Genomic DNA, 13,732 nt, shown 5'->3' with positions numbered 1-13,732 from the left:
ACCGGAAGCTCCCCTCACATCGACTGGTTACACCGCAACACTATCTGTGACTTTCGGTAACGGCTGGGGGTTTTCGGAATTCTCGGCAGATCGTTTCTGGAACGGCAGCCACCAGTTCCACGAATCGGCGACCGACATCAGAACGGGCACGAGGATCAGCCGCATGACGGTGATGTCGATGGCGATGGCGATGGCCAGGCCGAAGCCGATCTGTTTGAGCTCCAGCACATCCGCCACGGTGAGCGAGCCGAAGACGGCGATCATGATCAGGCCGGCGGCGGTGATCTGGGGTGCGGTGGCCGCCATCGCGCGCCGGACGGCTTCCCGGTTGTCACCGCAGCTCAGATACTCCTCGCGGACCCGCTGCACCATGAAGACCTCGTAATCCATGGACAACCCGAACAGCACCGCGAACATGGCCACGGGCAGGAACGCCTGGATCGTGCCGACGCTGTCGAATCCGAGCAGGGTTTCTCCGTACCCGTACTGGAACACCGCGACCGTGGCACCGAGCGAGGCCGCCGTGGCCAGGGCGTTCAGGATGATCGCCTTGATCGGGATCACCACGCTGCGCAGCGTCACGACCAGATAGATCAGGGAGACGGCGAGCACCAGCAGGACGACGGCGGGAAACATCCGGCCCGTTTCGGCGGCGATGTCGTGGTACAGGGCAGCCATCCCACCGACACCCACCGTGACGCCGAGCCGCGACAGCCGGCCGCCGTCGGTGCGCAGGGTCTCGACGAGTTCGATCGTCTCCGGTGCATCCACCGCATGCGCGGACTGCACCACACCGAGCAGGCAGTTCGGCGATGCCACGTTGTCGACGAGCACCCCGTTGACGGCAGCGCCCACCGGAGTACCCGCCAGGCCCCCGAGCCCGGCGTCGGCTGCCGAGCCGATGGGAGCATCGAATACCGATGCGGCAGAAGACACCCCGGCGGTGTGCCGCACATCCGCGAAGTGGGTGCGAATCGCGGCCACCTGATCGGCGTGCAGCGGACGGCCGTCGTCGGCACAGGCCGTGACGTAGATCGGAGCCACCGCGGAGCCGCCGAAGGCCTGCGCTGCCGCGGCATAGCCCGCGCCGGCGGGGGTATCGGCCAGGGTCGGGATGCCGAGGTCGAGCCCGAGCCGCATGCCCGCGGCCGGGATCGCCGATACGACGAGCAGGATCGCCGCCGGGATGCCGAGCAGCACCGGCCGTCGCTGGACGAAAGCCACCCACCGGTACCACCGGCCGTCGCGTTCACCACCATCGCGCGGGGTGGCGATCCGCAGCCGCGACGCCGACAGCGCCAACAGAGCAGGCAATCCCGTGATCGCGGCGAGCAGCGAGCACAGCACCACCAGCGCCGCGGCGACGGCGATATCGCGGAACACCGGGCCGTCGATGATCAGGATCGAACACAACGACACCATGACGATGACGCCGGAGACGATCACCGTATGCCCCGAGGTCTTCATGCAGACGCTCAACGCGGCGATCACCTGCTCCCGGCTCGGTTTCCCGTCCCCCGGCCCGGGAAGGTGTTCGCGGAAACGGCTGATCATGAACAGCGCGTAGTCCACCCCCACCGCCAGGCCGATGATGGTGGCCACGACGAGCGCGAATTGGGAGGTTTCGGCTATCCCCGAGATTCCCGCGATACCGATACTGCTCGCGGCCACCCCGAGCGCCGCCGAGGCGATCGCCACCACAGTGCCGAGGACCGATTTCAGCCCCCACAGCAGAAGTATCAGGGCCAGCGTCATTCCGACGATCTCGGCGCGGACTTGGTCACGCCGTTCCACATCGGCGAGTGCCTTGTTCAGCGGGGTCTCGCCGGTCAGCTCGGCGGAGGTCCCCTCGCTCATCTCGATGTGTTGCAGCGCGGCTTCGATCCGGTCGGTGGTGTCATCGCGCGCGGCCACCGTGCCGTGCAACGGGATCAGGATCATCGCGGTCCGCCGGTCGTCGGCGATGAGCTCCTGGCCGGCCTGTGGTGTTGTGGGATCGACGATTTCGCCGAGGCCGTCGATGTCCTGTAAGGCGGTGGTGATCGCGCGCACCGCCGTGACCGTGGAGCCTGCGTCGGCAGCGGTGACGACGATCGCGGCCTGTTCGGCGCCGAGGCGCGGGAATCGTTCGCCGAGCATCTCCGCGGTGCGGGAGGATTCCGAACCGGTGATCGAATAGTCGGGTAACCGGAGATGTTCGTCCATGCGATCGAACTGGATCCCGCCCACCACGGCGATCAACAACCACACGGCCGCCAGCGGCCATCGGAATCGATAGCACATCCGTGCCCATGCGGCCGCTGTGCCGCGCTGGTGAGCGCCTGGATCGACCGTGGCGGCGGCCTGATCGTCGAGACCGGTTCTCATCGTTGTATCGCCTTCGTCTGTCTGGTGCGGGGATGCGTCGTGGTGCGGGCCCGAGCAGCGGAGGTCATGTCTGCCCGGCCCGCACCACGGCGGGATCTGGCGATCGTCAGTACACGAAGAAGTTGTGTCGCTTCATCTCACCGATGCTGGTGCCGAAGGCGTCAACGACGGTGTCGAGATCGCTGTAGGTGTGCGCGTTGTTGAGCAGGATCGTGTGCAACTCCGGTAGGTACACGTTGTTCAACCGCATGTAGTACGCCAGCGCCAGCGTGGCCTTCACATGGCTGCCCGCCGTCTGGTCGCGCGGCAGCGCGGGCTTGGAATAGTCGAAGCCGATGCTGAACAGGGTGTGCTTTCCGCTCACCCGGGCAGGAACGCCTTCGCGCTCGGCGACCTCCTGGAGTCCGTTGCGCAGGTAGTCGGTGCGGGCGTCGAGCTCGGTGTAGATGGCCGGGTTGTCCCGCAGGTGCCGCAGCACCGCGGCACCGGCCGCCGTGGAGACCGAGTTGCCGCTGGTGGTGCCGCCGCAGAAGGCGCGCGTCGCCCAGTCCTCGAACGGATCATTCGTGGTCCGGGCCGACCATATCGCCCGCGGATGCCCGACGACGGCGCCGCCGGGCAAACCGCCGCCGACGATCTTGCCGAGGCAGGTGAGGTCCGGTTCGACGCCGGTCAGCGTCTGCACGCCGCCATAGGTCACCCGGAATCCGCTGACCACTTCATCGAAGATCAACATGACGCCGCACTCGTCGCACACCTGTCGCAGGGCCTGGAGGAATTCGATGTCGTAGTCGACGGCCATCGACGGCATCGGTTCGATCAGCACGGCGGCAAGGGAATCGGCGTTGCGGCGGATCCGCTCGATCGAGATCGGCGAGCCGTACTGCAAGACCAGGGTGTTCTCCACGACCTGACGTTGCGCGCCTGCCGAATTGCTGATCGGCTGTGGTTCGGTCGCGGTGCCGCTGTAGCGGAACCACGACGACACCATGCCCTGGTCGGACCAGCCGTGGTAGTGGCCCTCGAACTTGGCGATCCGGTCCTTGCGGGTGGCGGCGCGGGCGATCCGGGACGCGGTCAGCACCGATTCGGTACCGGAGTTGGTGAACACCACCCCCTTGTCGCCGCCGAACGCCGCGCTGATCAATTGGGCGAGATCCACTTCGGCGGTGTTGCCGATCGCGTTGACGGCGCCCTTCTCCATCGCGGCGGTGACGGCCTCGACGACCACCTTCGGCCGGTATCCGAGGATGTGCGGGCCGAAGCCGCTGGCCAGGTCGATGTAGGTGTTGCCGTCGATGTCGGTGATCGTGGCGCCCTCGGCGGATTCCACGATCAGCGGGTACTCGCTGGGCAGTACGTAGCGGTCCATATGCGTCTGCGCGATCAACGCGCGGTCGGCATCGTTCTTGATCGCCATCGACTTGGGCATATGCCCCGCGATCCGGGTATCGAACAGCTCCTTGAGGTCCTCGCTCATGAACGGGGAGAAGCGGTCGGTGAACCGGCGGGCATTGGACCAGATGTCGATTTCCGGATCGACGGCGCTGACCAATCCTTCTCCGGTGAGGAACGCCAGCCCGAGCAGAGTGAAATCAGTGGTCAGACGCCAGCCTGCGGCACGAAGTACCTTGGTGGCGTCGTCGAAGAAGCCCATCGTCGACCAGGCTTCGGCCTTCTCCTCGAAGTGGTACCTCAGCACCCCGATCAGGTCCTGCCGCTTGCGGGCGGGGAAGGTGGAGCCGGATTCCGGTGCCACCGTGAACGCTTCGATGAACCGGTCGACGGCGCGATCCCATTGCTTCTGGATGCAGCCGTAGTAGAAGGAGGCCAGCGCCCACTTACCGTCCTCGGACAGCGTTCCGACCAACCCGTAGTCGAGCATGATGATCTCGCCGTCGTGGGTGAGCATCATGTTGCCCGGATGCGGGTCGACGTGGAACAGGCCGTGGAAGAAGGCCATGGTGTAGAAGGTGTCCTGCATCCGGCGGGCGAGCTCACCCTTGGGGAATTCGCAGGTGGCGAACTCGGTGCCGGGTACGGCGTCGATGAACTCCATCACCAGAACGTCTTCCGAGCACAGCTGCGGATACACCCGGGGCACCCGGACGAACGGATGCGCGGCGAAGTTCTGCCCCACCTGCTCCTGTCGCTGCGCTTCCAGGCGCATATCGCACTGATCGACCAGGAACGGGCGCAGTTCGGCGAAGTGACTCAGCGCATCGTAGGAGCGTGCGGCCGGAACCAGCTTCTGCAATGTCGTGAGCATCGCCGAGGTCGCCGCGGTGCTCGCGGCAAGACGCTCCCGCACACCGGTTTTCACGATCTTGAGGGCGACCTTCTCGCCGGTGTCGAGTCGGCCCTGGTGAACCTGCGCCACTGTGCCGGCCGCGAGGGCGACCGGCTCGAACGACGTCAGGCGGGTCAGCAGATCGGGGTGCGCCTTGTCGTGCAGCACCTGTTCCGATTCCCAGGCCGGCATCGCGGGCATATCGGCGAACAGGTCCCGGAACTCGGCGATGGCGTCGGCGTCGAAGAGCCCGGTCTGGGTCCCCAGGATCTGGCCCGCCTTGGTGTACATGGGCCCCATGCGAAGCAGGAAATCCCGCAGATTAACCGCGACCTGCTGCTTCGACCCGGTACGGCGGAAGTCCCGGTAACCACGGGTCCCGTAGTACGGCAACCATCGGGCGAGGCGCCCCACTTCGCGTACCGCACCGCGCTTCACGGACAACTCAACCACGAATTTCCTCCCGAAAGCATCACGCACGCAGCGCATTCGAATCGTCGTCGGCCCGAAGCACCCGCAGCGAATTATTGGTACTGCCGTACCAGAGTTGCATAGGAGCCGAGACAATTCCCAGGCTCGGGATCGCGATGTAATCGGACCCACTGCGATAGCGGATGCGCATTATTATCCGGCGCCGACCGGCGCCCTGGACCCCTTGGCAATAGCTCGAGTTACCTTGCTGTTCAACGTGTTACGGAACATCCGGACGATGGCCGCACGGATGCTCGAACTGGTCGTCCGTCCGAGACGATATGCGCTGCATCACTGCCGATCGGTACGCGAAGAGCGGCGCACATGGGCGAGAGCGGTTGACATTCGGCCGACCTATGGGTGCCCCTGTCTACGAGAGTGGCGCTTACTCGGGCGTCGATGAAACGCCCTCGAGCCATCGCGCGCATCGGCCGCGAGCCGTCGGGCCGGCTGCCGCGAACGCAACGGATACGCGTTCGCGCGGGATGGCCACCGAATCGGATGCTGGTGGATGGTGTGTGAGTTGGTCGCCGCTCAGTACCGGCTGAATGCTGCCGTCGACGGCCGATGTCGTTCGGAGTGGTGGCATTCGCGCCGACACGCCGCCGATAACCCCAGCCCGCCGAGCGAAGGTCTCTGCCCCGAAAGGCTGTTCACGACCATTCGGCTATTGCCCCCATGTGCTCGTGTTTTCATGAACCCCTGACGCCGCTACGGTAGGTGATACTCACGGTGACACGCAAGTGCTCCGCTCGCAGCATGCGGCGACATCGATGGCCCGTCCACACCCAGCCGACCCCCATGTAGCGCGGCACCTGCCCGGCCACCGTCCGCGCGGCGGCGAAAATCGATTGCCAAGACAGCAGCCCGTGACGCACGGTTGACACTCGTGACGACTCCCGATACCGATCCCGCCGCTCGCCCTTCCGCCCCGACTCCGGTGACGATCCGCCCCTACCGTCCCGAAGACGAGGACACCGTGGTGAGCCTCTGGAGCCGAGCCAGCCGAATCGCTCACCCCTTCATCGAGGGCGAAGGAACCGGCGAGCGCGAGCGCAAGCTTCGGGAGATCTATCTCGTCCACGCCGATAACTGGGTCGCCGAAGCCCCGCCCCACGGCGTCGTCGGACTGCTCGGCATGCTCGGCTCCGAGATCGGCGGCCTCTTCGTCGACCCAGAGGTCCAGAAACTGGGCATCGGAAGGCGCCTGGTCGAGCACGCGCTACACCTGCACGGCAAGGTGACCCTCGACGTCTTCGAGCTCAATTCCTCCGCCCGCGCCTTCTACGCCCATCTCGGCTTCCGCGAGATCGGCCGGCATCCCGAGGAGGACACCGGTTTCACCGCCATCACCCTCGAGCTCGGCGCCTGAGGCTCAGCGCATCGGTGACCGCCGCCGGTGACGCTTCAGAAGGCGGTCCGGCCAGGTGGTCACGATCCCGCCAGGCGTGAAAAGAGGACTTCGGCGCTGCCGCGATTGATCGCGCCGAGCTGTCCGGGACCGAAGCCGGCATAGCTGTCGAGCATCGCGTCGAGCATTCCGCCGGATTCCTCTGGGGCGAAGGGGAAATCGCTGCCATACAGGATGTGTCCAGGAGCCGCGAAGGCCAGCAGTGACGGCAGGGCCGTCGGCGTGGTGGACAACGCGGTGTCGAAGTAGAAACGCTGCAGATCGGTGAGGATACCCGCGGGCGTGGTTCCGGCGTTGAACTGCGCGCCACCGGTGAAGCGCCATGCGGCGAACGGCAGGAAGCCGCCCGCGTGGGACAGGATCACCTTGATCCGGGTATGCCGGCTCATCACGCCGTTGAGCGTCATATGCACCGCGGTGCGGGTGGTGTCGAACGGGAAGTCGAGCAGCGGTCCGGGCATACCGTCCAACAAGGGAATCGGGGGCGTGGTCGGATGGATGAAAACCACAGCGGCACGCGCGTCGAGTTCGGCCCAGAGTGGCTCGAACCGCTTGTCGCCGAGGTAGCGGCCATGGGCATTCGACATCAGCACCACCCCGTCGGCATGCAACTCGTCGAGCGCGTATGCGGCCTCGGCGATCGCGCCGTCGACATCGGGGAGCGGAAGGCTCGCGAAATGACCGAAGCGGTCGGGCCGGTCCTTCGTCAGCTCCGCGGCGAACTCGTTGACGCTGCGGGCGACGCCACGGGCTTCGGCGTCATCGCCGAAGTGAGTGCCGGGAGAACTGACCGACAGCATCCCTGTCGCGATGGACCGGCGGTCCATCATCGCGATCGCGCGGTCCGCGTTCCAGGCCGGTGTGGGCCAGCCGCCGGCGGACGCCCCGCGCCGGTCCATCACCTCCCGGTACGACGGCGGGATGAGGTGCTGGTGGACATCGATCCGAGCGGGGACTGTCATCCTTGAGCCTACTAACATTTAGGTTGCTAAATATTGTGCTGTTAGGCTAATCCGCATGGCACAAGGACGCAATACCCCGCCGACGCCAACCGTCGGCGAAGTGGATGCGGAGCAGATCGCGCAGACGGTCGACGCTCTGTTCGTCGCGATACGCCGCGCACGGTCGGCGGGTGCCCAACAGTTCGGTAGCCTCTCCTTACCGCAGGTGGCGCTGCTCGAGCCGCTGATGGACGAGCCCGATCTCCCGGTCGGGCAACTCGCGACCAGCGCGGATGTCAGCGTTCCCACCGCGACCCGAATGCTGCAGCAATTGGAGGCCAAGGGGATCGTGGTACGCCGCCGGTCCGCCGAGGACGAGCGGCGCGTCCTGATCTCGCTGACCGACGCGGGGGCCGAGCGCGTGGCATCACTGCGAAAACGGCTGCGGGAGCGTCAGGCCCGCGCCTATGAGACATTCACATCGGACGAGCGGGCCCAGCTCGTCGACCTGCTGCGCAGGCTCACCAGACTCGTGACCGAACCGATCGATGTGGAGTAGATCGGCACAGCCGTCCGGCGCCCCAGCTTCCGGCGACACTGCCGGGTGCGCGCAGCGCGTTGGATCCAGCGGCGCAGAGCATCGACAGTGGTCTCCGGAGAGGTGTCGAAACACAGCCGGATGTCGGGCGAGCTCTCGATGAGCGCGTTCACAGGCGCTCGAACAGCAGAGTGTGTACAGGCGACATGCGCACCCTCGCACCGATCATCGCGACCCGGAATAACCCCTGCGACAAGCACTCTCGCAGTGTCGTCATAGCCACGTCGGGGTCGGCGGGCAGCTGGCAGGAGACGAGCCGACGCCGAGGCCGCCGATGCGGTCGACTGCGTGGGTTGCCTGCGCACTGTGCACGCGACATACCCGGACGATCCCGGTCTGGCCCGGCTGCTCACCGAACCGCGCACGGGCAGTTCGCGCTTCGATGAACTGTGGCGGGCCGCACGCGCCGGGCAACTGCGCGGCCGCACCGTCACGCTCGCGCACCCCGACCTCGGCGCCCTGGAACTCGACTGCGATGCCCTGCTAGCGCCTGAGGCCGACCAGACCGCTGTCGTCTACTCCACCTTCCCTGCCACGTCTGCCTCGGCACTTGGGCCTGCTTCGCACCACCGGAATCGAATGATTCGGTGTGCACTGATGCCGAGGTGATCGACATGGGTTTGATCGGCGCCAAGCGCAGGACACACCGATTCGATGCATGAACGATGCATTACTCGGATCGGGTGCGTAGATTCGAGGTATGAGCATCGAGTGTTCGGCTGTGGTCGCGGTCCCTCGATCCGACGTTTTCGCCTGGTTCGGGCGGCCGGGCGCGTTTGCCCGGCTGGCTCCGCCGTGGCAGCCGGTGACCCTGGTTCAGGAAGCGGGCTCGCTCGCCGACGGACGCGCGGTGCTCGCCCTGCCGGGCGGGCTTCGATGGGTGGCCGAGCACGAACCCGAGGCCTACGATCCGCCGTGTCGGTTCGCCGACCGGCTCTCGCGCGCCGGACTGGCCTCGGTTCCCCTGGCCACGGCGTTGACCTGGCGGCATGTCCATGAATTCGAGGAAGTCGATGCCACCCACACCCGCGTGATCGACCGCGTCGACACCCGGCTGCCCGCCGCTGCGCTGCGGCCCATGTTCGCCTACAGATACCGCCAGCTGACCCATGATCTGGCCGCGCACGAACGGGCGGAGGCCAACGGGCTCGGTCCGTCGACGATCGCGGCGACCGGTTCCTCGGGGCTGATCGGTTCCGCGCTGACGGCTTTTCTCAGCTCGGGCGGGCACACGGTCGTCCGGCTGGTGCGCCGCGAACCGCGCCACCCTGGTGAACGCCGGTGGGACCCGGATCGCCCGGACAAGGACCTGCTCACCGGAGTGGACGCCGTCATCCATCTGGCGGGTGCATCGATTGCGGGGCGATTCACCGAGGAGCACAAACGCTCGATCCGGGACAGCCGAATCGGGCCCACCCGCGCGCTGGCCGAACTCAGCGCCGACAGCGGCGTGCCCGCGTTCATCTGCGCCTCCGCGATCGGCTACTACGGCAATGACCGCGGCGACGAGGACCTGACCGAAAACAGCTCGCGCGGCGACGGTTTCCTGGCCGACGTCGTCACCGACTGGGAAGCGGCCGCCGCCGCGGCTGCCACCGCGACAACGCGCGTCGTGCACGTGCGCACCGGCATCGTGCTGTCCCCGCGCGGCGGCACCCTCCGGTTGCTGCGGCCGCTATTCGCCACCGGCCTCGGCGGGCGGATCGGCGATGGACGCCAATGGATGTCGTGGATCGGCATCGACGATCTCCTCGACATCTATCACCGCGCGCTCTGGGATGGTGAACTGCGCGGACCGGTGAACGCGGTCGCCCCGCATCCGGTGCGCAATGCGGAGTTCACCCGCACACTGGGCCGGATAATGCGCAGGCCCACGCCGATACCGGCCCCCGAGTTCGGGCCTGCCCTATTGCTCGGCCGCGAGGGCGCACACGAACTGGCCACGGCGAGTCAGCGTGTCGGGCCGCAGCGCTTGCTGCACGCCGAGCATCCCTTCCGGACGCCCGATCTCGAATCGGCGTTGCGCCACGTCCTCGGGCGTAGCCGCTGACGATCCCGCTCGCAGGCAGTAGCGACTGGGTGCGCACCGGCAAACCACGGCAGCACCCGTCGGAACGCCGCATCCCGGTGCCCCGCCGATCATCAGCTGATGCGAACCGTCGCTGCCCAGCATCGATCAGCCCAACGTTGGAAGCGATCGCCCGCCCCATCGATCATCAGCTGATGCGTACCGCTCGGCGGCCCAGCGTCGATCAGCCCAGCGCCGAAGCGATCGCCCGCCCCGCCGCTCGCCCGGAGAAGATGCAGCCGCCCAGGAATGTGCCTTCGAGCGCGTTGTAGCCGTGCACCCCGCCGCCGCCGAACCCGGCGACCTCACCGGCGGCGTAGAGGCCGGGTAGCGGGTTGCCGTCGGGCCGCATGACCCGCGATTTCAGGTCGGTCTGCAAGCCGCCGAGGGTCTTGCGGGTGAGGATGTTCAGGCGGACCGCGATGAGCGGACCCGCCGCCGGGTCGAGGATGCGATGCGGTTTGGCGACCCGGCCAGCTTTGTCGCCGAAGTACTGGCGGGCGTTGGTGATCGCCATCATCTGGGCGTCTTTGGAGTATTTGTTGGCGACTTCGCGGTCGCGGGCCACGATCTGGCGTTCGAGATCGTCGTGGTCGAGTTGCGGGCCACGCGCGATCTTGTTCATGCCATCGACGAGTTCGCGGAGGGTATCCGCGACGACGAAATCGACCCCATGCTGCTTGAACGCCTCCACCGGGCCGGGCGCGCCCTTCGCGACCCGGCTCTTGAGCGTGAGCTTCATGTCCTTGCCGGTGATATCGGGATTCTGCTCCGAACCGGAGAGCGCGAACTCCTTTTCGATGATCGACTGGGTGAGCACGAACCAGGAGTAGTCGTGTCCGGTGGCCAGGATCGCCTTCATGGTGGTGTTGGTGTCGAAACCGGGGAAACACGGTGCGGGCAGGCGTTTTCCATTGGCATCGAACCACAGCGAGGACGGGCCGGGGATGATCCGGATGGCGTGATCGGGCCAGATGGGATCCCAGTTGATGATGCCCTCGGTGTAATGCCACATCCGGTCGCGGTTGACGATGGCGCCGCCCGCGGCCTCGCTGATGCCGAGCATGCGGCCGTCCACATGCGCGGGCACTCCGGAGATCATCGTCTTCGGGCACGGTCCGAGCCGGTCGGCGGGCCAGTTCTTGCGGATCAGGTCATGGTTGTGGCCGATACCGCCGGAGGTCACGACCACCGCCTTCGCACGGAAATCGAAGTCGCCCACAACGGTTCGCGAGGAAGCCTTGCCGCGCTCGAGCTCGGTCGGTTCGAGCACGCTGCCGCGTACGCCGGTGACCGTGTCTGCCTCGACCACGAGCTCATCCACCCGATGCCGGAACGCGAACCGCACCAAACCCTTTCGCTCGCCCTCGAGCACGGGTTCGGCGAACACGCGCACGACCTCGGGCCCGGTGCCCCAGGTGAGGTGGAATCGGGGCACGGAGTTGCCGTGCCCATCGGCGGAGGCCCCGCCCCGTTCGGCCCAGCCGACCAGCGGCGTGACCCGCAGCCCGAGCGCGTGCAGATAGTCCCGCTTCTCGGTGGCGGCGAATCGCACGTATTCGCGGGCCCACTGCCGCGCCCAGTGGTCTTCGTCCTCGCGGTCGAAGCCGGCCGACCCCATCCAGTCCTGCAGCGCCAGTTCGTAGGAATCCTTGATGCCGAGGCGACGCTGTTCGGGGCTGTCGACGAAGAACAGCCCGCCCAGCGACCAGAAGGCCTGCCCGCCCAGGTTGTTGCGGTTCTCCTGATCCAGCACCAGCACCCGTCGGCCGGCCTTGACCAGCTCATAGGTCGCGACCAGCCCGGCCAGCCCCGCACCGACCACGATCACTTCGGCGTCGAACGCGGAATCAGGACTGTTGTGTGTCATGTTGTTCCTTCGAATAGTCGCATCGACAGCCGGCGGCCACCCGGACCGTCCCATCGCCTGCGTTCCAACCTAAGCATCGGCGGGTGCCCGAGTCGGCACATTCGCCGAGTCGATATCACCGGAGCGAACCGACCTCGCCCCCGCCGACGCAACGCGGCGCCCGACCCGGCCCTCACCAGCTCGGACCGATCGACATCACGGCATTCGACCGAATCACAGGCGATACACTATCGAATCAGATGCAATAATGCATTCGGTCGCCCATACCGCCGGAAGATAAGGACACGCCGTGGCACCCTCCGACGACGTCGCCGCAGCCGCGACGACCGGGAAGCCCTCGACCGGCCGCCGAGTGACCAAGCGGCGCGCCGAAACTCGCCAGCGCCTGCTCGGCGCGGCCTACGAGGTCTTCGCCGAACAGGGTTTCGGCCGCACCAAACCCGACCACATCTGCGAACGCGCCGGCTACACCCGCGGCGCGTTCTATTCGCAGTTCACCAGCATGGACGAGCTGTTCCTGGCGATGTGGGAGCAGCAGTCGGCGCAGCTGCTCGCCAACGTGACGGCGGTGCTGCGGGAGGACCCGGTCACCGATGTCTGCAACGTGCGTGAGGTCGTCGAGCACGTGCTGCACGCGGTGCCGATGGACGACAAGTGGCAGCGCATCAGCCTCGAGGTGACCGCACACGCCCTGCGCAACCCCGGACTGCGCGACCTGATGGTCGCCAGGGAGGAGTCGATCAGCTCCGCACTGCTGCCGGTGGTGCAGACACTGCTGAACCGGATCGGCCGCACCGTCACCGACCCGAAGGCATTGGGACGCGCGCTGGTCGCGGTGCACGACGGCACCGCGGTGCAATGCCTGATGGAGCCCGGCAGCGACGAGGCGCGGGAACTGCGGGTGGATCTGATGCTGCGGGTGGTCATGTCCTACACCCGCGAACAGTAGGGCCGCACCGGCAGGCTCACTTCCCCGGATTGACCGGCGAACGCCGCAGGTATTCGACGTAGCGCTCCCGCATATGCGCCGCGGCGGCTTCGGGGGCGGGATCGCAATAATCGCCGGGGATGATCCACTGGCGGCTGTCGATGTGACGGCGCGCGGCGCGAAGACGCTGGCTCCAATGCCTGCCGCCCTGTTCACGCAGGGCCTGGCCGAGGGCCGAGACCAAGCCGGGTTCGATGCGGCGCAATTGCAGCGGGTCGAAGATGGCCAGCAGCGGTTCACCGCTGTAGGGCGGATCGGCGCAGATGCCGACGTGCCCGGCATGGGTCAGCAGCATGACCGATGCGGGGCCGTCGGCGGTCGCGAACTCGATGACGCGATCCCAGCCCTGTTCGCGATGCCAGGCCGCCATGCGCTCGGCCACGACGTTCGGCTCGGCGGTACCGAAGGAACGCACCAGCGAGGGCACCAGGCTCCAATAGGCTTCCTCGGCCTCGAGGATCGCCGAGCGCAGGGGCCCGAGTGCGTTCACCGCGAATTCCGCTGGGAAGACGACCGAGAACGGCAGGCCCACCGTGTCGGAGAAGCGCAGTGCGAGCGTTCCGTGCACGGTGACGATCTCGACCCGGTCGACGACGATATGCGGCCGCGAGCGCGCCGACCGTGCACGTACGCGCTGTCCGGATTTCCGGTTCTGGCTGATCGCAGGCTCCTTCGGTTGATCCTCGGGGTACACGGCGATGGCTTCGGGGCGGATCGGAGCCGACCCA

General features: G+C 66.9%; 9 protein-coding genes and 1 pseudogene. 5 read left to right on the top strand and 5 right to left on the bottom strand.

Annotated features, from left to right (window positions below):
• Window positions 1-27: 27 nt before the first annotated feature.
• A complete protein-coding gene (locus GV790_RS24045) occupies window positions 28-2,367 on the bottom strand; it encodes an MMPL family transporter (protein ID WP_163816344.1) in 2,340 nt (779 codons plus the stop codon).
• 106 nt (window positions 2,368-2,473) lie between these two features.
• A complete protein-coding gene (locus tag GV790_RS24040; protein ID WP_163816342.1) occupies window positions 2,474-5,110 on the bottom strand; it encodes an aminotransferase class III-fold pyridoxal phosphate-dependent enzyme in 2,637 nt (878 codons plus the stop codon).
• A 907-nt stretch (window positions 5,111-6,017) separates the two neighbouring features.
• On the opposite strand from GV790_RS24040, the gene GV790_RS24035 reads away from it, so the two are divergent.
• Entirely contained in the window at window positions 6,018-6,500 is a 483-nt protein-coding gene (locus GV790_RS24035) for a GNAT family N-acetyltransferase (RefSeq protein WP_280213225.1), read from the top strand.
• Window positions 6,501-6,559: 59 nt separating this feature from the next.
• Here the strand turns inward: GV790_RS24035 and GV790_RS24030 are convergent, their stop codons facing one another.
• A complete protein-coding gene (locus tag GV790_RS24030; RefSeq protein ID WP_163816339.1) occupies window positions 6,560-7,501 on the bottom strand; it encodes an amidohydrolase family protein in 942 nt (313 codons plus the stop codon).
• A 100-nt stretch (window positions 7,502-7,601) separates the two neighbouring features.
• Here GV790_RS24030 and GV790_RS24025 point away from each other — a divergent pair, with 100 nt between their 5' ends.
• From GV790_RS24025 to GV790_RS24015, 3 genes and pseudogenes are all read left to right on the top strand, one after another.
• Window positions 7,602-8,039 carry a MarR family winged helix-turn-helix transcriptional regulator gene (locus GV790_RS24025; protein ID WP_218586463.1) on the top strand — a complete coding sequence of 146 codons (438 nt, stop codon included), beginning with the start codon at window positions 7,602-7,604 and terminating at the stop codon, window positions 8,037-8,039.
• A 294-nt stretch (window positions 8,040-8,333) separates the two neighbouring features.
• A pseudogene (locus GV790_RS31935) lies at window positions 8,334-8,687 on the top strand (MmyB family transcriptional regulator); the annotation flags it as partial.
• Window positions 8,688-8,778: 91 nt separating this feature from the next.
• The gene (locus tag GV790_RS24015; RefSeq protein ID WP_163816335.1) at window positions 8,779-10,128 is read left to right on the top strand and encodes a TIGR01777 family oxidoreductase; all 1,350 of its coding nucleotides are present in this window, start codon (window positions 8,779-8,781) and stop codon (window positions 10,126-10,128) included.
• Between the two features lie 202 nt (window positions 10,129-10,330).
• Here the strand turns inward: GV790_RS24015 and GV790_RS24010 are convergent, their stop codons facing one another.
• Window positions 10,331-12,016 carry an FAD-binding dehydrogenase gene (locus tag GV790_RS24010; RefSeq protein WP_163816333.1) on the bottom strand — a complete coding sequence of 562 codons (1,686 nt, stop codon included), beginning with the start codon at window positions 12,014-12,016 and terminating at the stop codon, window positions 10,331-10,333.
• 289 nt (window positions 12,017-12,305) lie between these two features.
• Here GV790_RS24010 and GV790_RS24005 point away from each other — a divergent pair, with 289 nt between their 5' ends.
• A complete protein-coding gene (locus GV790_RS24005; protein WP_163816331.1) occupies window positions 12,306-12,965 on the top strand; it encodes a TetR/AcrR family transcriptional regulator in 660 nt (219 codons plus the stop codon).
• A gap of 16 nt (window positions 12,966-12,981) precedes the next feature.
• Here GV790_RS24005 and GV790_RS24000 read toward each other — a convergent pair whose 3' ends face one another.
• Window positions 12,982-13,698: a hypothetical protein gene (locus GV790_RS24000; protein WP_163816329.1), complete on the bottom strand. Its 717-nt coding sequence runs from the start codon at window positions 13,696-13,698 to the stop codon at window positions 12,982-12,984.
• Window positions 13,699-13,732: the final 34 nt, after the last annotated feature.

This window comes from Nocardia cyriacigeorgica (genome assembly GCF_010858045.1).
GTDB classification, from domain to species: Bacteria; Actinomycetota; Actinomycetes; order Mycobacteriales; family Mycobacteriaceae; genus Nocardia; species Nocardia cyriacigeorgica_E.
The sequence above is the reverse complement of the archived record's forward strand: the minus strand, read 5'-3'. Positions and strand labels throughout refer to the sequence as shown.